This is a genomic window from Streptomyces sp. CA-142005 (assembly GCF_050942335.1).
In the GTDB taxonomy this organism is placed as follows: Bacteria; Actinomycetota; Actinomycetes; order Streptomycetales; family Streptomycetaceae; genus Streptomyces.
In genome coordinates, this window is record NZ_CP192078.1 from 312,765 (window position 1) to 330,037 (window position 17,273).

At 68.4% G+C, this 17,273-nt stretch carries 18 protein-coding genes and 2 pseudogenes; 9 read left to right on the forward strand and 11 right to left on the reverse strand.

Features of this window, described 5'->3' with window-relative positions; translation table 11 throughout:
* The first annotated feature begins 84 nt into the window (after positions 1 to 84).
* The 6 genes and pseudogenes from ACQPXS_RS01620 to ACQPXS_RS01645 all read left to right on the forward strand — a co-directional run bounded on the left by ACQPXS_RS01620 (position 85) and on the right by ACQPXS_RS01645 (position 4,506).
* Positions 85 to 393 (forward strand): transposase, encoded by a 309-nt coding sequence (locus ACQPXS_RS01620; RefSeq protein ID WP_433446195.1) that lies wholly within the window; start codon positions 85 to 87, stop codon positions 391 to 393.
* Positions 390 to 1,262 (forward strand): IS3 family transposase, encoded by an 873-nt coding sequence (locus ACQPXS_RS01625; protein WP_433446197.1) that lies wholly within the window; start codon positions 390 to 392, stop codon positions 1,260 to 1,262. Before ACQPXS_RS01620 ends, ACQPXS_RS01625 begins: the two co-directional genes overlap by 4 nt.
* Before the next feature lie 819 nt (positions 1,263 to 2,081).
* A complete protein-coding gene (locus ACQPXS_RS01630; protein ID WP_433446199.1) occupies positions 2,082 to 2,546 on the forward strand; it encodes a YkgB family protein in 465 nt (154 codons plus the stop codon).
* Between the two features lie 390 nt (positions 2,547 to 2,936).
* Positions 2,937 to 3,077, forward strand: a pseudogene (locus ACQPXS_RS01635) (IS701 family transposase); the annotation flags it as partial.
* Between the two features lie 203 nt (positions 3,078 to 3,280).
* On the forward strand, positions 3,281 to 4,159 hold the full coding sequence (locus ACQPXS_RS01640; protein ID WP_433446201.1) for an NAD-dependent epimerase/dehydratase family protein: 879 nt from the start codon (positions 3,281 to 3,283) through the stop codon (positions 4,157 to 4,159).
* A gap of 224 nt (positions 4,160 to 4,383) precedes the next feature.
* A complete protein-coding gene (locus ACQPXS_RS01645; RefSeq protein ID WP_433446203.1) occupies positions 4,384 to 4,506 on the forward strand; it encodes a hypothetical protein in 123 nt (40 codons plus the stop codon).
* Positions 4,507 to 4,703: 197 nt separating this feature from the next.
* Here ACQPXS_RS01645 and ACQPXS_RS01650 read toward each other — a convergent pair whose 3' ends face one another.
* A complete protein-coding gene (locus tag ACQPXS_RS01650; protein WP_433446205.1) occupies positions 4,704 to 5,471 on the reverse strand; it encodes an SDR family oxidoreductase in 768 nt (255 codons plus the stop codon).
* A 186-nt stretch (positions 5,472 to 5,657) separates the two neighbouring features.
* Here ACQPXS_RS01650 and ACQPXS_RS01655 point away from each other — a divergent pair, with 186 nt between their 5' ends.
* Positions 5,658 to 6,530, forward strand: a complete 873-nt coding sequence (locus ACQPXS_RS01655) for a helix-turn-helix domain-containing protein (RefSeq protein WP_433446207.1) — start codon at positions 5,658 to 5,660, stop codon at positions 6,528 to 6,530.
* A gap of 45 nt (positions 6,531 to 6,575) precedes the next feature.
* Here the strand turns inward: ACQPXS_RS01655 and ACQPXS_RS01660 are convergent.
* Positions 6,576 to 6,869: pseudogene (locus ACQPXS_RS01660) on the reverse strand (transposase); the annotation flags it as partial.
* Between the two features lie 380 nt (positions 6,870 to 7,249).
* On the opposite strand from ACQPXS_RS01660, the gene ACQPXS_RS01665 reads away from it, so the two are divergent.
* On the forward strand, positions 7,250 to 8,452 hold the full coding sequence (locus ACQPXS_RS01665) for a PP2C family protein-serine/threonine phosphatase (RefSeq protein ID WP_433446209.1): 1,203 nt from the start codon (positions 7,250 to 7,252) through the stop codon (positions 8,450 to 8,452).
* A 232-nt stretch (positions 8,453 to 8,684) separates the two neighbouring features.
* Entirely contained in the window at positions 8,685 to 9,026 is a 342-nt protein-coding gene (locus ACQPXS_RS01670) for a hypothetical protein (protein WP_433446211.1), read from the forward strand.
* 243 nt (positions 9,027 to 9,269) lie between these two features.
* Here the strand turns inward: ACQPXS_RS01670 and ACQPXS_RS01675 are convergent, their stop codons facing one another.
* The 9 genes from ACQPXS_RS01675 to ACQPXS_RS01715 form a co-directional block, all read right to left on the reverse strand.
* Positions 9,270 to 9,989, reverse strand: a complete 720-nt coding sequence (locus ACQPXS_RS01675) for a hypothetical protein (RefSeq protein WP_433446213.1) — start codon at positions 9,987 to 9,989, stop codon at positions 9,270 to 9,272.
* A gap of 469 nt (positions 9,990 to 10,458) precedes the next feature.
* Entirely contained in the window at positions 10,459 to 11,286 is an 828-nt protein-coding gene (locus ACQPXS_RS01680; RefSeq protein WP_433446215.1) for an alpha/beta fold hydrolase, read from the reverse strand.
* 523 nt (positions 11,287 to 11,809) lie between these two features.
* Positions 11,810 to 12,880 carry an MBL fold metallo-hydrolase gene (locus ACQPXS_RS01685; RefSeq protein ID WP_433446217.1) on the reverse strand — a complete coding sequence of 357 codons (1,071 nt, stop codon included), beginning with the start codon at positions 12,878 to 12,880 and terminating at the stop codon, positions 11,810 to 11,812.
* Positions 12,881 to 12,982: 102 nt separating this feature from the next.
* On the reverse strand, positions 12,983 to 13,438 hold the full coding sequence (locus ACQPXS_RS01690; protein WP_433446219.1) for a carbonic anhydrase: 456 nt from the start codon (positions 13,436 to 13,438) through the stop codon (positions 12,983 to 12,985).
* Between the two features lie 366 nt (positions 13,439 to 13,804).
* On the reverse strand, positions 13,805 to 13,960 hold the full coding sequence (locus ACQPXS_RS01695; RefSeq protein ID WP_433446221.1) for a hypothetical protein: 156 nt from the start codon (positions 13,958 to 13,960) through the stop codon (positions 13,805 to 13,807).
* Positions 13,961 to 14,100: 140 nt separating this feature from the next.
* Positions 14,101 to 14,448: a nitrile hydratase accessory protein gene (locus ACQPXS_RS01700; protein WP_433446223.1), complete on the reverse strand. Its 348-nt coding sequence runs from the start codon at positions 14,446 to 14,448 to the stop codon at positions 14,101 to 14,103.
* Positions 14,445 to 15,044: a nitrile hydratase subunit alpha gene (nthA, locus tag ACQPXS_RS01705; RefSeq protein WP_433446225.1), complete on the reverse strand. Its 600-nt coding sequence runs from the start codon at positions 15,042 to 15,044 to the stop codon at positions 14,445 to 14,447. Before nthA ends, ACQPXS_RS01700 begins: the two co-directional genes overlap by 4 nt.
* Entirely contained in the window at positions 15,041 to 15,712 is a 672-nt protein-coding gene (nthB, locus tag ACQPXS_RS01710; protein ID WP_365334904.1) for a nitrile hydratase subunit beta, read from the reverse strand. Before nthB ends, nthA begins: the two co-directional genes overlap by 4 nt.
* 759 nt (positions 15,713 to 16,471) lie before the next feature.
* Entirely contained in the window at positions 16,472 to 17,116 is a 645-nt protein-coding gene (locus ACQPXS_RS01715; RefSeq protein ID WP_433446227.1) for a dihydrofolate reductase family protein, read from the reverse strand.
* Positions 17,117 to 17,273: the final 157 nt, after the last annotated feature.

Sequence of the window (17,273 nt, forward strand, 5' to 3'; positions counted from 1 at the left end):
AGCGCAGGGCGAACAGGTGGGCTTGATCCGCTTTGACGGACACTCCTGATCAGGGGCTTCGGCCTCGGAAGGATGATGTCCATCATGGAGAGTATGGGGAAGAAGAAGCCGAGGCCCAGGCGCTCGTTCACGCCGGAGTTCAAGGCTGAGATCGTCGACCTGTGCCAGCGCGGCGACCGGTCCGTGGGTCAGGTCGCGAAGGACTTCGACTTGACCGAGACCGCGGTGCGGGACTGGGTGCGCCAGGCCGAGGTCGACGCCGGCGAGCGCGACGGGCTGACCAGCGACGAGCGCGAGGAGCTGGCCCGGCTGCGGCGGGAGAACCGCAGGCTGCGCGAGGACGTGGACATCCTCAAGCGGGCCACGGCTTTCTTCGCGCAGGAGACCCGGTGACGGTCCACCCGTTCATCGAGGCGGAGAAGCAGGCAGGCCACAACGTCAAGCGAGCGTGTGAGCTGCTCAAGGTCTCCCGTGCCGCCTTCTACGCGCGCCGCAACGGCGAGCCCGGTCCCCGCGCTGTCCGCGACACCGAGCTGACCTCAAAGATCACCGAAATCCATGCGTACTCCAGGGGAAGCTACGGAGTCCCGCGTGTCCATGCCGTGCTCCAGCAGGGCGGTGACCGGTGCGGACGGCGCCGGGTCGCCCGGTTGATGCGTCAGGCCGGCCTTGAGGGTCGGCACCGCCGTCGACGTCACCGCACCACGGTGCCCGACCCGAATGCCGCTGTGCGGCCGGACCTGGTTCTGCGTGACTTCCAGCCCGATCCGACCGGCCTCGACGCGCGCTGGTGCGGCGACATCACATACATCCCGACCGAGGAGGGCTGGCTCTACCTGGCCACCGTCATCGACATTGCCTCCCGTCGCGTCGTCGGCTGGGCCACCGCCGGCCACCTGCGCACCGAACTGGTCGCCGACGCCCTACGGGCGGCCTGGCGGACCCGCCGTCCATCGGGTCCGGTGATCTTCCATACGGATCGCGGCTGTCAGTACACCAGTCGTGAATTCGCGGCGCTGGCAACAGGATTCGGTGTCCGCCTGTCGGTCGGCCGAACTGGGCAGTGCTGGGACAATGCGCTCGCAGAGTCGTTCTTCGCCACCCTCAAGCGGGAGCTGATCAACGACCGGCCCTGGCCAAGCCGCACGGCTGCCCGCTCAGCTATCTTCGAGTGGATCGAGGGCTGGTACAACATACGCAGGCTGCACAGCAGCCTCGGCTACCGCAGTCCCGCCGACTACGAGAACGCCCTGGCGGCTTGACCACCACAGCGAGGGTGTCCGTCAAAGCGGAGCAAGTTCAAGGTACCAGCCGCGCTCAGCGCAGGAAGCCTCGTCCGCAGCGGCCGCGCCACGGAGGGCTTCAGCGCCGACGGAAGCACCCTCTACACCGGGAGCGGCTCCAGAGAAGGGATACCCGGTCGGTCGGCGCCGACGACCACGACCGATTCTGCTCCTCCAGGCCCTCCGACCGCGGGGCCGCCTACGACCACCTCGGATGGTGCGGGAGCGGCAAGTCCACAGCCTCTGCCTCTCGGAAACCAGCGGCGAAGCCCGCTTCCGGGTCCTCTGAGACCCCCGCCGGCACACCGACAAGTCGACGCTCAGGTGCAATGCCTCCTGCCTGACTCGCGCGAGGTAGTGGGCGAGCGCTCGCTTAGAGCGCGTCCGCCAACTTCATTCGGTCACCACACCATTGCCGCGCGGACACGAGCCGAAGCCGGCCACCGTGCCACGAAGCTGTCCTTTGACACAGTCGGGCGCCTCACCGTGTGTTGCGTTTGGAGACCACAGCCCAGGCACGTCGGCGCGACCAGCGCCCCGGGCGCAGCTGGTGCTGGGACGCTGGGGCCGGCGTCCTGCCCTCGAGTAACCGTGATGCGCTGTAGCCGCGCCGGCCGACCCTGGGATGCCTGTGGCGCAAGCCCTTGACATGATGGGAGAAGTGTCAAGAACGTCCCTCCCGCTCGGCCGAGTTACTCGGGTAGAGCCCGCCTCGGGCCTGCCGCTGCGCCGCGAAGCGCAGACGCCACCACGGACCGGCCGGTGGGGGCAGCCCCTGTGCGAAGACAGGAGAATGCCATGGCCGCGCACACCGCTATCGCCAGGTTGCACTCCGGAGGGATCACGGCGAGCCGATTCGGACTCGTGCTGAACCTCGCCAGCATCGGACGGCTCAAGTTCGAGGATTACGAGGTGGAGAACATCCGTCCTGTGGTCGTCTCGAGCCCACTGCTGCGGCGGCCGCTGAGAGGGCTCGGAGAGACGAGACTGGCCAGAGCCATCGGAATCACTGAGATCACGATCGCCGGGATGATCTCCACCGGACGGTGGGCGCCCAGAGTCTCGGCAGCCGGCAGCCTGCTCGCGGCCGGGATGTTCACCGTCACGCTCAGTTTCCTGATCAGCACTCCGGAGGCGTGGCACCAGCGAGGCCGAGAGCCGAAGCTCTCGCCCGCGGGCCAATTTCTGATCAAGGACGTGGTGCTGCTGGGTGCTTCCCTGATCACCGCCGCGGAGTCGCTGAGCAGATACCGACGAGCGTAGCCTGTCACGGCTCCCCAGCCGCCCGTGACGTCTCGGACATCCAGGGACCCTTTGAACTCATAGGCGGGCCTCCATTCGCATAGGCCGTATCGAGACCTTCTACAACCGACGGCGATTGCGGAAGCATCCACTCTGGGCTACCTCACCCCACTGCGAGATCCGGCAGCGTCACGAGCAAGGACACGCCCTCGCGGCGTAAGCATCAAGTGTCCAAGATCATGGGGAAACTTCAGTCCCTGTCGAACGTCCAACCCCTCCGGGCATACCTGGATCCTATGGTTCGGTTCCGGATCAGTCTCGTGTTCATCACCAACTCCTCTTGCGCCAAGCAGAGTTTGCGCCTGCCACGGGTTCGGGAGCACGTCGCGGGGTAGTCCGGCTGCGGGCACCGGCTGGCACCGCCACATGACCCTGGCCATGGCCGCCCACGCCTGCCTGACCGTCCTGCGGGCCCGCGAGCTGGATGCCGGGAAAGCAGAAACGGTTCCTCCCAGCTCATCCACCTCAGCCTCGCCGAGATACGACGGCTGATCACCCGCCTCACCGACGGCCGACACACACCCGTCGAGCACATCCTGCACTGGTCGACCTGGCGCCGACGACGACAACACCAGGCCAGCATCAGCCACTACAAGCGGCGCGGGCACAGCCCCTGACCTGGCCATCAGTCACGACAAACCCAGTTGCAGTACTAGGCTGGGCTCGCACCGCCGCCCCCTGGAACTGGAGTTCTCATGCGTGTCTTCGTCGCCGGCGCCACCGGCGCTGTCGGCAGTCTGCTCGTCCCGATGCTTGTTGCGGCTGGGCACGAGGTCACCGGGACCTCACGGTCCCTGGCCGGGATCGAGCGGATCAGAAGCCTCGGAGCGACGGGAGTCCATGCGGACGCGCTCGACGCGGAGAGACTGCGGCACGCGGTCTGCGCGGCAGCACCGGAGGTAGTGATCCATCAGCTCACCGACCTCTCCGGCGCGGACGGGGCTGCCAACGGCCGAATGCGCCGCGAGGGCACCCGGAACCTGGTGGAGGCCGCGAAGGCGGCTGGGGTCGGCCGGATCGTCGCACAGTCGATTTCCTGGGCGTATGCGCCGGGCGAAGGGCCGGCCGAGGAGGTGGTACCGCTCGACGGCACGGAAGCTCAACCCCGAGCCCGGATGGTTGCCGCCGTCAGGGCCTTGGAGGAGACGGCGGCCGAGTTGGAGACTGCGGTCTTGCTCCGCTACGGCCTGTTGTACGGGCCCGGCACCTGGTACGCACCGGGCGGCGCTTTCGCGGCGGCCCTGGCGGGCGACCGGTCGGCGCGCTTCCTGGGGAGCACCGCGGTGAACGACGCGGTGAGCTCCTTCGTCCACGTCGCCGACGCGGCAGGCGCCGCGCTGGCCGCGCTCGACTGGCCAAGCGGACCGGTCAACATAGTGGACGACGAGCCCGGCCCCGCCCACGAGTGGCTTCCGGCCCTGGCCAAAGCCCTCGGCGTGCCCGCACCCGGCCGGGTGGTGGGTCGGCAGGAGTGGGAGCGCGGTGCTCTCAACGCGCTTGCTCGCAGCCGGGGTTGGCAGCCCGAGTGGCCGACCTGGCGCACCGGTTTCGCCGCCCAGCGCGACATCCTGTGAGTCCTCCAGAGCCCTGCCGAGGTCCTTCACCACCACCAGCGCCGTCAGCATGAGCCTCCTCTACCAAGCCACAGAAGGGTCGTGGTCACCCACCGAAACGGGATCCTGTCCGCGATGGCACTGCGGACCATCGCCTTCGCCGTGGCCACCTTGCATCGCCTGCACCCTTCATCTGCTGCCGCAGGCTCTGGGGTACGTTCGCGGACCACGGGGTGACGTCGGCGATGGTGCTACGCGCACTGACCGGTGAACGCGAGCTGCTGCCGCGCCTACTGGAAGCCGACGCGCTGTCCCTGTCGCAGAGCGAGTCGGCCCGCAAGCGGCTGGGCCTACCCGTCGGGGCCTGATCCGCTCCGTCGTCGGACCGCTGACCGCTCACCCGCTCCGCCCGCTGCGGCCGGACCCCCCTCGCCCGTGCGGCCGACAGGGCGTCACGGCGGCCACACGGCGGGAACGCCGGAGGCCCGGCACTACATGTGTGGCGCCGGGCCTCCGCTGGAACGGGGAGGTTAGGACGGGCAGATCATCAACGCGATTCTGCTGTTCATCGCTGTTCCTGCCGGCTCGGGAGCATCGCGAGGGCCTGCGAGCGCTGAGCCACCAGTTCGTCGTAGGTGCCGTCGCGCTCGGCCCACCGGTGCACCAGGACGCGATTGACGAGGATCTCGCGCGGAGTGGGCTCGGTCCCCAGCAGGTCCATCACCTCGGTGGCGAAGTCGTCGAGCGGCAACGCGTGCGGGTTCACCTTCTCCTGTCCTGCCGTGGCGACGGCCGGGGGGACGAGCTCGACGACGCCGACACCGGTGCCGTCGAGCTGCGCACGCAGTGCCTCGGAGTAGGCGTGCACCGCGGCCTTGGAGGCGGCGTAGCTGGGCATGGGCGGGAAGGGCAGGAAGGCGATGCCGGAGGTGACCGTGACGAAGGTGCCGGCTCCCCGCCGGACCAGGTGCGGAGTGAACGCGTCGATGACCCGGATGGTGCCGAGCAGGTTGGTGTCGACGGTCGCCTCTGCCGCCTCGAAGTGCGCGGGGTCGCGCAGGTCCTCCAGGAGCATGACGCCCGACATCGTCACCACCGTGTCCAGCTCGGGGTAGCGGGCGAGCACGGCGTCACGGGCGGATGCGACGGAGGCGCCGTCGGTGACGTCGATGCCGAACGTGCCGAAGCCTTCCCCGGAGAGTTCGGAGAGTGCCTCCGGGCTGCGGCCGCCGACGGCCACGGTGCTGCCCGCCGCGGCGAAGCGCCGGGCCAGCTCTCGCCCGATACCCGAGGTCCCGCCGACGATCATAACGGTGCGGTTGGAGAGATCCATGAGATCTTCCCTTCGGTCCAGGGCGCCGACGGCGGGCAGGCCGCGGCGCAGGAAAACGGTGTTCCCTGTCTCTTTGAAGGCAGTGACCGCAGTGTTGACGGCCTGCGCCGGGTGTGGCAGTGCCCCCGTCTTCCCTGGTCCTGACAGGGCCCCTCCGAGACACACGCACCGCATTACGGTGTCGGTATGAAGGATGAGGAATCCGGCAACCGGCTCGGCAGCTACCTACGTGCCCGGCGTGAGCTGGTCTCCCCGGCGCAAGCAGGATTCCCGCCCGGCGGCAACCGCCGCGTGCCCGGCCTGCGCCGTGAGGAAGTCGCCCTGCTCGCCGGAATCAGCCCCGACTACTACCTGCGCCTGGAACGGGGCCGTGACAAGAACCCCTCACCGCAGGTCCTCGAATCACTCGCACGCGTCCTGCAGCTCGACGACATCGAGCAGACGTATCTGCTCGGCCTCGCTGCGGCACGCCCCAGGGCGCCGCGCCGCAAGCGGCCAGAGCACGTACCGGCGCGGGTGCACCAGCTGCTCGCCCATCTTCAGATCCCCGCGTTCGTCGAGGGGCGCGCGTTCGATGTCCTGGCCTCCAACCCCATGGCGGTCGCGCTCTCCCCCCGCCTGCGCCCCGGCCAGAACCGGCTTCGTTCTCTCCTCCTCGATCCCGAGGAACAAGCCTTCCACCAGGACTGGACGAAGGCCACAGCCGATTTTGTCGCCGCCCTGCGCACCACCATCGGGGACGACACGGACGACCCCCGGTTCGTCGAGCTCGTCGGAGAACTCGCACTGTCCAGCCAGCGGTTCCGTACCCTGTGGGCCCGCCACGACGTCCGCAGTCTCGACGGAGGCACGACCACGGTCCACCACCCCGTCGTCGGTGAACTACGCCTGCACCGCGACAAACTCCCTGTCGACGACGTCATCCTCGTCGTCTACTACCCCGACAAGGACAGCGACAGCGACGAGAAACTGCGGCTCCTCGCCGCACTCTCACACACCGAGTCGGCCGACACAGCACACAGCAGACCGGCGGATGACCCGCACCCGAGGACACCCTGACGAACAGCCACCGTCCCCGCGTCGCAACCAGAAGGCCCGCACCCTTCCGCACCGCCGGACGATCTGCGAGTTCGCCAGCGCCCACACGCGGGCTTTCGTCCACTCGGTAAAGCGTCGGTGAGCCGTCGCGCCGGACGGCCCGAACGAGGCGGTCGGCAACTGCTGCCACGTGCAGCCCGAGGTCGCCACGAAGACGATTGCGGCCAGCACTTCGCGGTCACCGTGCCGACGTCGGCCACCACCCTGAGGTCGCGACGGCGCCTCTGGCACCACCCGCTGGAACAGCTCCCACAACTCGTCCGGCACCAGCCGTTCAACGATCGTCGCCACGACCGGCAGCTTACCCAGCCAAATGAGATGAGCTCTTACTGGTCAGACATGGTTTCGCTCATGGTGAGGGGTGGATACGGAGCCCTCGGTCTTGTGCCTGTTCTGCGGTCGAGGTGTGTGCACCAGGGTCTCCGTGGTCCCCCCATCGCGGCGAAGCTCCCGACGTCGTAGGGCGGCTGGCGTGAAGGGCGTTCGGGGGGCCGCTGAGCCGTCGTCTCTCCCATGTAAAGGGCACTTGCCATCCAAGCCGCCTCCGAGAGCCCTGGCGGCAGCCGCGGGCGTCCCGGCCGGTGCCGTCGAACGGTCCAGGGGGATCCGGAGAAGGCATAGGCTCCAGGCGAAGATCTCGCTGTGGGACATGCACTACAGCCGGGTGTATACCGATACGTATGGGCGCGGGGCGTGTGCCGGTGGACCGCCTCCCGGAGCAGCAGCTGGGCCGCAGGCTGGTGGCAATCCCCCTTGCGCTGATCGTCGTGATCACCGTGGTGGACATTCATTCCCCGCCGGACGTCCACCTGGGCCCCTTGCTGGTGATCGCGCCGGCCCTGACCGCGTCCCTGGCCGGGCCGCGGCTCACCGCCCTCGTCGGAGCACTGGCCGTGGCCGCCCAGGTGCTCATCGCCGTGTTCCACGGCGGACTGACCACACCCAACCACCTCTCGCAGATCACCGCCTTGACCATGCTGTCCGCCCTGGTCGTCTTCGTCTGCCACGTGCGCGAGCGGCGCAGCCGGGAGCTGAACCGGGCACGGTCGGTGGCCGAGACGGCGCAGCTCGTACTGCTGCGGCCGCCGCGCCGCCGGATCGGCCCGCTGCGGGTGGCGTGGCTTTACCTGGCGGCCGAGGACGAGACCCGAATAGGCGGCGACCTGTTCGCGATCGCCCGCTCCGACCGCGGCACCCACGTGATCATCGGCGACGTCCGCGGCAAGGGACTGGCCGCCATCGGTGAGGCATCCATGGTGCTGGGCGCGTTCCGCGAGGGCGCGCACCACTACGACAGCCTGCCCGAACTCGCCGCGGGCCTGGAGGCGAGCGTCTGCAGGCATCTGCAGGACATCGCAGACACCCAGCACGACCCTGGCGAGCACTTCATCACCGCCCTTCTGCTCGACATCCCCGACCACAACACGCAGGTCGAGATGATCAACATGGGCCACCCGCCGCCCCTGCTGCTGCACGACGGCCAGGTCACCGTCCTGCACGCGCGACGTCCCGTACCCCCCTTGGGCATGTGCGAGCTGTCCGTGCCCAGCCACCGCGCCGACCCCTTCACCTTCGAAGACGGCGACACGCTGCTGCTCTACACCGACGGCGTCATCGAAGCCCGCTCGCCCAAAGGAGCCTTCTACCCCCTCACCGAGCGCGCCGCCTCCGCGCCCACATCCGGGCCCGAGGCCCTGCTACGCCACATCCACCGTGATCTGCTGGAACACGTCGGCCACGAACCGGGAGACGACGCCGCTCTCCTGGCCATCGAACGCTACGGCACCCACCACCTCCACCGACCGCACCCCACGGGCCGCCCCGTCGACGGCCGCCGTCTACTCGACTCCGGCTCAAAGCCGGTTGCGGAGGACCCTTCCTGAGCCCCGGACCCATGCTGTCCTGATCGTCTTGTCGACGCCCCGCAGGGCGACAAAGCCGGCAAGGGGAAGAATTCGAACAACCTCAGAACGGAGAAGGAGCCAGCAGACCGACCAAGAGAAGATCAAAGGGAGAGGGAGTCATGACGACGCAAAGGTGCCAGACGTCGGCGACTTTGGCGGACGCGACTCCGACCGTGGCCAGGCAGCCCGACGGTTACGGCGAGTCGGGCAGGTGGCGGAAATAACTGTTCTCTTCGGTGCCAAGCCGGGCGGGGCGGAGAGGTTCCGCCAGAACACCGCCAAGATCCAGGACGACGCCTTTCGCTACGAAAAGCTCGTCGGCACGGTCCAGACTTCCGCGTCACGTTCATCAACAACGACACTCAGGTCATCGGCGCGGTCACCTATGACGGTGACTTCAAGTGTCGCGGAGGGTCATCCCAGGGCGGCCGATCCGCACATCGTCGACTTACTGGCGACGAAGATCGTGGAGGCCGACATGTGGTACGCCTCCAATCCGACCATGACGGTCCAGGACACCGCCAAGGCAGAAAAGATCACGCAGGCACGTTGAGGACCTGCTCACGGGCGACAACGACGGCACAGGCATCTTCACGGTCCCGCAGCGCCCCGTCCGGCGTCGCCTGCACGGCGTCGAGCGCTTTGTCACCACGCGGGGCGGCGAGTACTTGTTCCTGCCGAGTCTCAGCGCGTTGGGCCGGCTGGCCAACCTCGGCGGCTGAGCGGGCCGTTGAGACGGTACGGCGCGGCGCAGCCACCAGTCCCGCTCGGCCCGCGCCACGAACAGACCCCGGTGTCAGGTGAACCGAGCGTCGCTGACGTCGATGGAGACCATTGTCTGTTTCAGGATCGGGCGGTTCTCCGCATCTCTTCGGTAGGCCCGGCGTTTGGTGGGCAGACGGATCCCGTCCGCCTCCACGGCGTCGTAGACGTACTGTGCCGCGGCGAACCCGCCCGCGATGTCGACGTGATAGTCGTGCCGACGCAGGAGATACTCGGGTCCGAAGTAGAAGTCCTGTTGGGTGCTGTGGCTGGCGATGTGGGGCGGGAAGGTGGCCCGCAGTCCCCGCCAGAGTTCGTCTCCTTCCCGCCATGGTTCGATCTCGGTGACGGCGAAGCCGGGCATCGAAAGCAGGAAGGGCGTGGTGAGATACGTCCACAGCGTGTAACCGTTGAAGTAGGCGCGGTCCAGTGGGTCCCACGGGGTGTTGAGATCGTGCCCTGCGAACGACTTCCGCGGTTCGTCGCGTTCGGCCACGACGCGCCCGTCGACCTTTTCGATGCCGACTCGGTCGGCCGTGAAGTCGGTCTTCTGGTCGGGGGCGCCGAACGGCATCACAGAGGCGTGCTGTTCGTGCAGCCAGACGGTCATCTCCCGGGGGGTGGGGTCCTGTGGCATCCCCTTGATGACGAACATGTCGCCACTGCTGACGATGGTGGCGCGAACCGTGGTGAGTGCGTTCCAGCGATCGAGGCCACCATGGGCATCGAGGACCTCTGCGAGCAACGCGTTCATGCCGGTCTCCTGCTCGGTCGTGCCAGACGCCGGTGGCCGGAGCAGCGTCGATCCGGCGGCCCGGCTCGCCGGCGGGGGGGTCGGTGAATGCCGGCGAGGTTGATTGCGCCTCCGATGCCGACGACACAGCCGCAACCGGGTCATCCGGTGGTCCTTATCAGCCTGGCGATCCTCGTGCATCGGTTGTTGCAGCGACGCATGTGAGACGATCCTCGGCTTTCACTGTGGCGGTCAGTCCCATAGCGTGCCGCTTCCTGCCTGTCGCCTTCGTCCCCGCCGTCTTCGAAGACGAAGTGGTTCGGTACCGTGCGCGTGCACTTCTGCGAGCGACACCGCTTCAGCGAGGCATGAGTGACCTTCCCTCTCTCAGCGCCCGAGGAACTCCGTGGCCGCTGCGGACAACAGCGATGCCGATACCGGCACCCTCACCAGCATTCCGGCTGTCATCGGAGCGCCTGAACCCACCTGGTCAGCCGCGGGCGAATTCGAGGAGGTCGGCATTGAACCGTTCCGCGAACTCGGGAACCATCGACAGACCGTGCGGGGCACCCGAGTAGACCTTGAAGGTCACGTCCTCGACGAGCTGTGACGATTTCTCCGCGGAGGCCACAATGGGGACGATCTGGTCGTCATCGCCGTGAATGATCAGCGTGGGAATGTCGAACGTCTTCAGGTCCTCGGTGAGGTCGGTCTCCGAGAACGCCTTGACGCAGTCGTAGGCGGCCTTGATGCTGACCGTCATGCTCCAGAGCCAGAACTCGTCGCGGGTTCCCTGGGAGACGGTCGTTCCTTCGCGGTTGGCGCCGTAGAAAGGGGCACTGAGGTCCTTGTAGAACTGGGAACGGTCCGTCAGCACGCCTTTCCTGATCTCGTCGAAGACCTCGATCGGCAGCCCCTCCGGATTCGCGTCCGTCCTGAGCATCAACGGGGGGATCGCACCCAGCAGGACCGCCTTGGCGACACGGCCCGTGCCGTGCCGGCCGATGTAGCGCGTGACCTCTCCGCCACCGGTCGAGTGACCGACCAGGATCACGTTGCGAAGGTCGAGGGCCTCGACGACGGAGGCGAGATCCTCGGCGTACGTGTCGAGGTCGTTCCCCTTCCAGGGCTGCCCCGAGCGTCCGCCCCCGCGCCGGTCGTGCGCCACAACCCGGAAGCCGTTGTCCGCCATCAGCATCAGCTGCGGATCCCACGTGTCCGCGATCAGGGGCCAGCCGTGGGAGAAGACCACCGGCTGACCCGATCCCCAGTCCTTGAAATAGATCTGCGTGCCGTCCTCGGCACTGGCGAAGGCCATTATCGCCCCTCCAACACCTATCCGAAATTTCCGGTTCACAAGAATTCAGCGCCCGGGCCGCGAGCGGAATGTCACGCCACGACCGGCAGCGGACGCAAAAGGCGACGGAGAGGCCGGCAGCGGAAGCGGCCGATGAGCACGTCGTATCAGCCACGCTACTCGCAAAGCCCCACTCCAGCGCGCCGGGCAGACCGCGGCGACCGGACAGGGAACGACGGGTGCGCGACAACGGTGTCAACAAGCTCCGAACTCGGTCGGGCCCGCTCCATGCTCCGGTCCCGAGCAGCTGCTGCGCGGCCGCGTGTACGGTCAGGACCAGCAGACCTACGCCACGCTCACAGGCGGCCCACTGGACGGATTGCTCCGGCTGCTGAGCTGGACGAACACCACCAACGCCACGGCGACGTCACCGGAGGCCCTGGACATCGACGACTGCCTCTTCGCATCCAGCCCGGCCGTTCACTTCGCGTACCGTCGACGCCGCATTTCCTGTTGCACCGGAGCCGGGACTGCTGAGCCGGTATCAGGCATCGCCTCCCTGTGGGGCGCTGAGTGTGTAGGTGGTTCCGACGCTGGTCTGCACCCATGCGTCCGGGAGGGCTGCGGCGAGGGTGTGCTGGGCGCGCCAGCCGGTGCAGTGACTGGGGACGATCAGCTCGGGTGCGAGTTCGGTGAGCGCGGCCACCGTCGGGCCGATGACCGGCTCGAAGGCGGGGCCGCTCAGGTGGAAGCCGCCGATGAGGGCCAGCAGTTTGGTGACGCCGGTCAGCCTCATGGCGTGCCGGATGATGTTGACCACCCCGGCGTGGCCGCACCCTGTGATGATGACGAGTCCCCGGCCGCGCACGTTGATGACGAGTGCCTGGTCGTCGATGACGGCGGGGTCGTGTCGCCAGCCGTTCCCGTCCCAGGCTTGGTGTGCCGGCGGCATGCCGTGCTCGAACTCGGTGACGCGGTCCACCTCGCCGGTGATCAGGATGCCGCCGGCCAGCAGCGACGGCTGCCGCCGCTCGATCACCTCAAACCCTTCGCGTTCCAGGGCACCCCGTGACAGCGTGGGCATCTCCAGACCCTGGCCGGCGGGTAGTGCCAGGCGGCGGCGGGTCCAGACCGCGGGGTGGACGGTCAGCGGCAGGCCGGAGCGACCGCGCAGCCGGGCCAGGCCGTCGAAGCCGCCCGCGTGGTCGAAGTGTCCGTGGCTGAGCACGACGCCCTGCAGGTCGCCGGCATCGATGCCAAGACGCTCGGCGTTCACCGCCAGCCCGTCCGGTGACGCGCCGGTGTCGAACAGCAGTGTGCTGCTCGCGTTCCCGCTTCGGACGGTGACCAGGGCGGAGAAGCCATGCTCGGCACGCAGCCCCGCGAGGGTCTCGCCGTCGGCGAACTGCCGCGCGGTGGTCCGCCCGGTGCCCACCGACGCCCGGGTGACGCCTTCGGCGGATGCCAGCAGGGCGTCGAAGGTGTTGTCGACCATGGTCGTGACCCTGACTTCGTCGGCCTCGGGCAGCGTCACCGGGTCGACAGCCGGCCCCTCCGCGGCGCGAGGCGCTGACCACGCCGCCTCGGCCGCCGAGTGCCCGTGATCGTCGCACATGCCAGAAAGCGCCTCCTCGCCGATACGACCGGCCGGGGCAGCGTACCCCGGTACAAGCCGCGGGCTCACGGCGGTCGCGCCGGCCGCAGGCGCCGCGCGCTGTCATGCTTCCACTGGCGCAGGCGGGACGACGGCGTCGATGAGCCCGGTGGCCAGGTCGTACACGAGCCCTGAGACGAAGACTCCGGCCCGAAGCCTCTGCTTGAGGGTTTCGACGTCGACGCGGACGGCGGTGGCCGGGTCGGTGACCGCCTTCGCCTCCAGGTCTCCGGCCGGAACTTCGAAGTAGTCTGCCAGCGGTTCGGGGAACGCGGCCAGGTCCGTGATGCCGCAGTCGGTGTGGTGCAGGACCGCGTAGTGGTTGTCACCCGGGCGAGGGCCGCCCGTACGGGACTGCACGACCTTGGAGAGCATCTCCAGCGTCCGGAGTGTCGCGGGCGTGACCCGCCCTCCGACGTTGCGGATCACCGCTGCCTCGCCGAGCTTGAGCCCGAGCACGTCGGACGGGTCGACACGCGGGTCGACGCATCCGATGACCGTCAGACCGCCACTGGGCATGAGCTTGAGATGGGCGAATGATCCGCCGTCTCCGAACCCGGCGTTCCGCTTGGCTGGCTCGTCCGTGTCGATCACTGTGCCGGTAACCCCGTCTTGCTCTGAGCGTGGCCCCCTGGTGACGCCGACGGCGACCTCCCGTTGCCGCCAATCCTGGCCCACCGCCTCCCATGCCACTCGGCTTTGCGGCACGTCGTGATCAGGCAGGTCGACGCATTGCGTGTTCGACACGACATGTCGGCGCCGAGGTGTGATTCGTCGGGCGGCGGTAATGAACGGAATCCCCGCCGACCAGGACACTCTGAGTGACCGCGGTTGATGCGGCGCTGCATGGAGCCCTGTGGCCGGCCGCGATGCGCTGTCAGGGAGTCACACCGGGGTCGGCAGGTCCATGGGCGCGGGTTCGGCCGGGTCGACCACGGCGGTGCTCTCGGTGAGGTGGCCGTCGGTGAAGGCGAAGGCGAGGAGGGAGGGCGGGGCCGTCCCTGCTCCAGGAGATGACGCCGGTGTGGACGGTCGCCGCATGTCCTCCTGCCGGGCTGCCGGCCACTCGCGCGGGGGTTGCGACTTCGGTGGCCCCGAGCGGAGCCCTTGCGTTCACTCGCCCCGAAAACTCCCGGAAGATCAGCTCGCCGGCAGGGAAGTCTGCCCGGAAGGCGCCGGAGTCAACGCGCCTGGTCACGGTGGTCGTGACCCGGGGAGCGTTGTGCCAGGGCTTGGGCGCGTGTGATGACCTCGTCCGTGGACACGGTGCCGAGGCCGGCGAGCACGTCCTCCAGGGCGCCCAGCCATAGTCGGTAGTACTGGTATGGCTCGCCGTGCTCCCCTGGGGCTGCCCAGGCGGTGATCCGGGCGATCAGCGCGGTCTGGAAGTCCGGCCAGCGGAAGACGCCCGCCTCGTACAGGGCGACGGCCATGCCGAAGGCACGGCTTTCCCACGGCGCGGCGAACACGAGCTCACCGTTGGAGCGGGGAGGCGCTGCCGGTCCCTCGACGTCCAACGGCGTGCTCATGGTGTCGCCACCTTGGCTACGCCGACCATCGCATCCCTGGTGATCAGCGGCACGAGTTCTTCTTCCGTGAGGCGCTCGGTGCCGGGTGGGCGCTCGGGCAGTACGAGCCAGCGCACCTCGCTGGTGGAGTCCCGGACGATGATCTGCACATCGTCGTCGAGCGTGAGTCCCATCTCGGCCAGCACCGTGCGCGGCTCCCTGACCACGCGCGCGCGGTAGGCGGGGTCCTTGTACCAACTCGGCGGCAGGCCGAGTACCGGCCACGGGTAGCACGAGCACAGCGTGCACACCACGACGTTGTGGGTGGTCGGGGTGTTCTCGACCACGACGATGTGCTCACCCTGCTGTCCCGAGAAGCCGAGTTCCTTGATCGCGGCGGTGCCGTCTTCGAGCAGACGCCGCCGGTAGTCGGGGTCCGTCCACGCCCTGGCGACGACCTTGGCGCCGTTGAGTGGACCCACGCTCGTCTCGTAGCGGGTGATGATCGCGTCCATGGCCTTCGGGTCGATCAGGCCGCGCTCGGTGAGCAGTTGTTCGAGCGCCTCGGTGCGCAGCGCCACGGAAGGGCTCTCGTCAGAGCCGCCGGTGGTGGTCATGCGGTGGACTCCAGATAGCTCTCGTACATGTCCACGGTGACGGTGAAGGGTTCGGCGTCGGCGCCCCACAGTTCGCGTGAGTCGAACCGCACCGAGTAGACGTGTTGGGGATTCTCGCCCATGAAGTGGGCATTGGTGTCCGGCAGTACATGGGCGGGCTGGATGATCTCGACGACTCCACTGTGTCCCCGGACGTAGCGCGGCAGACGAGTGTGCCCGGGCACGGACATGTTCCTGGCGCGTACACGCTCGCCTACGTCGAATTTCGGTGAGGTCTCCACGGACCGCAGTGAGCCCTCGGCGGTGGGTGTGTACCGGGGCAGGACAGGTTCCGGGACCGGTGGCTCCTCCACGTTTTCGCCGTGCAGGTTGCGGGCGCGGGCTTCGACCGCACCGGGCGCCAGGACGGAGTGTTCAGTGAGCATCAGTTCTCCGGCGTTCAGCCATCGCCCGAAGTAGCCGTCGTCCAGGTAGGCGGCGCGGTCCAGGCGCTCCAACGCGTGCCGGAAGGCATCCGTGTTGACGCCGCCGCAGGCAACGCGGCTGGAGAGAATCGCCAGAGCGAACGCCTTGCGCTCCCAGTCCTGCGCGAAGACGCGCTCCTCGCGATCCGGTGGATGAACGCGTCCCCAGCCCCGGGTGCCTCCCATGTCGGCAATTCCATCCATGGCACGGCCTCTCATTTGCCGCAAAAGCGAACATGTTCATCGTATTTGGCTGATGTCTATGGCGTCACGCCGCACGCCGTACTGCATTCGTTCACTGCGTCGGTGACTAGGCGGCTTGGCCCGGTCATCGGGTCCGATGCGTGGTTGAGCCGGGCCGCGATCTGCGCCTCCAGGCGGAACGCTCGGCGTCCGCTGCCTTTTCGGCATGCAGCAGTTTGACGGCCACGGGCCGCCCGAGGAGGTGGTCGCAGGCTCTCCAGACCTCGCCCATCGCGCCGCGTCCCAGCAGCTCCTGCAACTCGTAGCGGTCCGCCAGCAGACCCTGCCCGCACACCCCGATCATCGCGTTGCTCGTAGTCCCCCGGGCCCGATGGTTCGGTCTGCGGTCATCGGGTCCCGGTTGCCCGGGTCGACGCACGCTCCCGCTCGGACCGGGCGCCGGGGTGCGCAGGGGGCAGGCAGGCGACGGGGGATTCACCTGCCTGCCCCTCGGTGCGCGACCACCCGCTCGGATTCGGGGGCGAGCGGGTGCCACGTGGCCCCTGGGTCCCCGGGCCCACTCCTACAGCGCACTGGAGTGCCGGGCCGTCACACCCCTGGAGCGCCCAACGCCCCACGGCTCTGCGAGCCGGGAGAGCGGGGGCAGGCCCGGATACGGGGGAACCGAACCTGCCCCAGCACGTCGGCGCCGGCAAACCTCCCCCCCCCGGAGGATGGGCCCCTCGCAGCCGCAGCCTGAACTCGAGTGGGCCCCTCGCGTCACCGCCGCCAGAACAGGTGGTGCGTCACGCCGCTCGGGCTGGGCACGACCTCCAGGTGGAACCGGTCGAGCAGCTCATCGGGGGACTCCCAGAGCCGTAGTCCGGACCCGAGCTTTACCGGCGAGACCGCCACATGCATGGTGTCGACAAGGCCGGCATCAAGGAACTGCCGGATGGTGGTGACCCCGCCGCCGAGCCGGACGTCCTTGCCCTGCGCCGCTTCCCGCGCCCGTTCGAGGACGGTGGCCGGGTCGCTGTCGACGAAGTGGAACGTGGTGTCGGAGAGCGTGAACGAAGGACGCGTGTGGTGGGTCATGACGAACACCGGAGTGCAAAACGGGGGCTCCTGCCCCCACCAGCCGCGCCACCCATGATCGTGCCAGGATCCGCGCTGGGGCCCGAACTTGTTGCGGCCCATGATCTCGGCACCGATGTTGTGTGCGAAGTCTCGCGTGAAGTAGTCGTCCAGGCCCCGGCTCCCCCCGGGATCCGTGCGCATGGGCCAGCTCGCCGTGGCTCCGGCCCAGGCGAACAGCCTCTCGGGATGGTCGAGGCCGAACGGCCGCTCGAGACTCTGGTGCTCACCGGCACCGATTCCGTCACTCGAGACGTTGAAGTTCATGACTCTCAGCAATTGATCCACGTGTGTCCTCGTCATATCCAGTCGCGGCATCGTGTGGCGAGGCGCCGCACATCATGACGTCGAACAGGACGTGGCCGAATCGACAGCGGCCCGCACCTTTTTTCCAGCGGCGCATCAGGAAGCGGCCGCGGTAGGGGTGTGACCGTCGCGGGACGCG

Coding starts and splice junctions, on each gene's coding strand:
- ACQPXS_RS01665 (WP_433446209.1), top strand. CDS start 7,250: ATGGGCGCGGGGCGTGTGCCGGTGGACCGCCTCCCGGAGCAGCAGCTG.
- ACQPXS_RS01655 (WP_433446207.1), top strand. CDS start 5,658: ATGAAGGATGAGGAATCCGGCAACCGGCTCGGCAGCTACCTACGTGCC.
- ACQPXS_RS01695 (WP_433446221.1), bottom strand. CDS start 13,960: ATGCGGCGACCGTCCACACCGGCGTCATCTCCTGGAGCAGGGACGGCC.
- ACQPXS_RS01645 (WP_433446203.1), top strand. CDS start 4,384: ATGGTGCTACGCGCACTGACCGGTGAACGCGAGCTGCTGCCGCGCCTA.
- ACQPXS_RS01675 (WP_433446213.1), bottom strand. CDS start 9,989: ATGAACGCGTTGCTCGCAGAGGTCCTCGATGCCCATGGTGGCCTCGAT.
- ACQPXS_RS01650 (WP_433446205.1), bottom strand. CDS start 5,471: ATGGATCTCTCCAACCGCACCGTTATGATCGTCGGCGGGACCTCGGGT.
- nthB (WP_365334904.1), bottom strand. CDS start 15,712: ATGGATGGAATTGCCGACATGGGAGGCACCCGGGGCTGGGGACGCGTT.
- ACQPXS_RS01620 (WP_433446195.1), top strand. CDS start 85: ATGGAGAGTATGGGGAAGAAGAAGCCGAGGCCCAGGCGCTCGTTCACG.
- ACQPXS_RS01680 (WP_433446215.1), bottom strand. CDS start 11,286: ATGGCCTTCGCCAGTGCCGAGGACGGCACGCAGATCTATTTCAAGGAC.
- ACQPXS_RS01690 (WP_433446219.1), bottom strand. CDS start 13,438: ATGCCCAGTGGCGGTCTGACGGTCATCGGATGCGTCGACCCGCGTGTC.
- nthA (WP_433446225.1), bottom strand. CDS start 15,044: ATGACCACCACCGGCGGCTCTGACGAGAGCCCTTCCGTGGCGCTGCGC.
- ACQPXS_RS01685 (WP_433446217.1), bottom strand. CDS start 12,880: ATGTGCGACGATCACGGGCACTCGGCGGCCGAGGCGGCGTGGTCAGCG.
- ACQPXS_RS01640 (WP_433446201.1), top strand. CDS start 3,281: ATGCGTGTCTTCGTCGCCGGCGCCACCGGCGCTGTCGGCAGTCTGCTC.
- ACQPXS_RS01700 (WP_433446223.1), bottom strand. CDS start 14,448: ATGAGCACGCCGTTGGACGTCGAGGGACCGGCAGCGCCTCCCCGCTCC.
- ACQPXS_RS01630 (WP_433446199.1), top strand. CDS start 2,082: ATGGCCGCGCACACCGCTATCGCCAGGTTGCACTCCGGAGGGATCACG.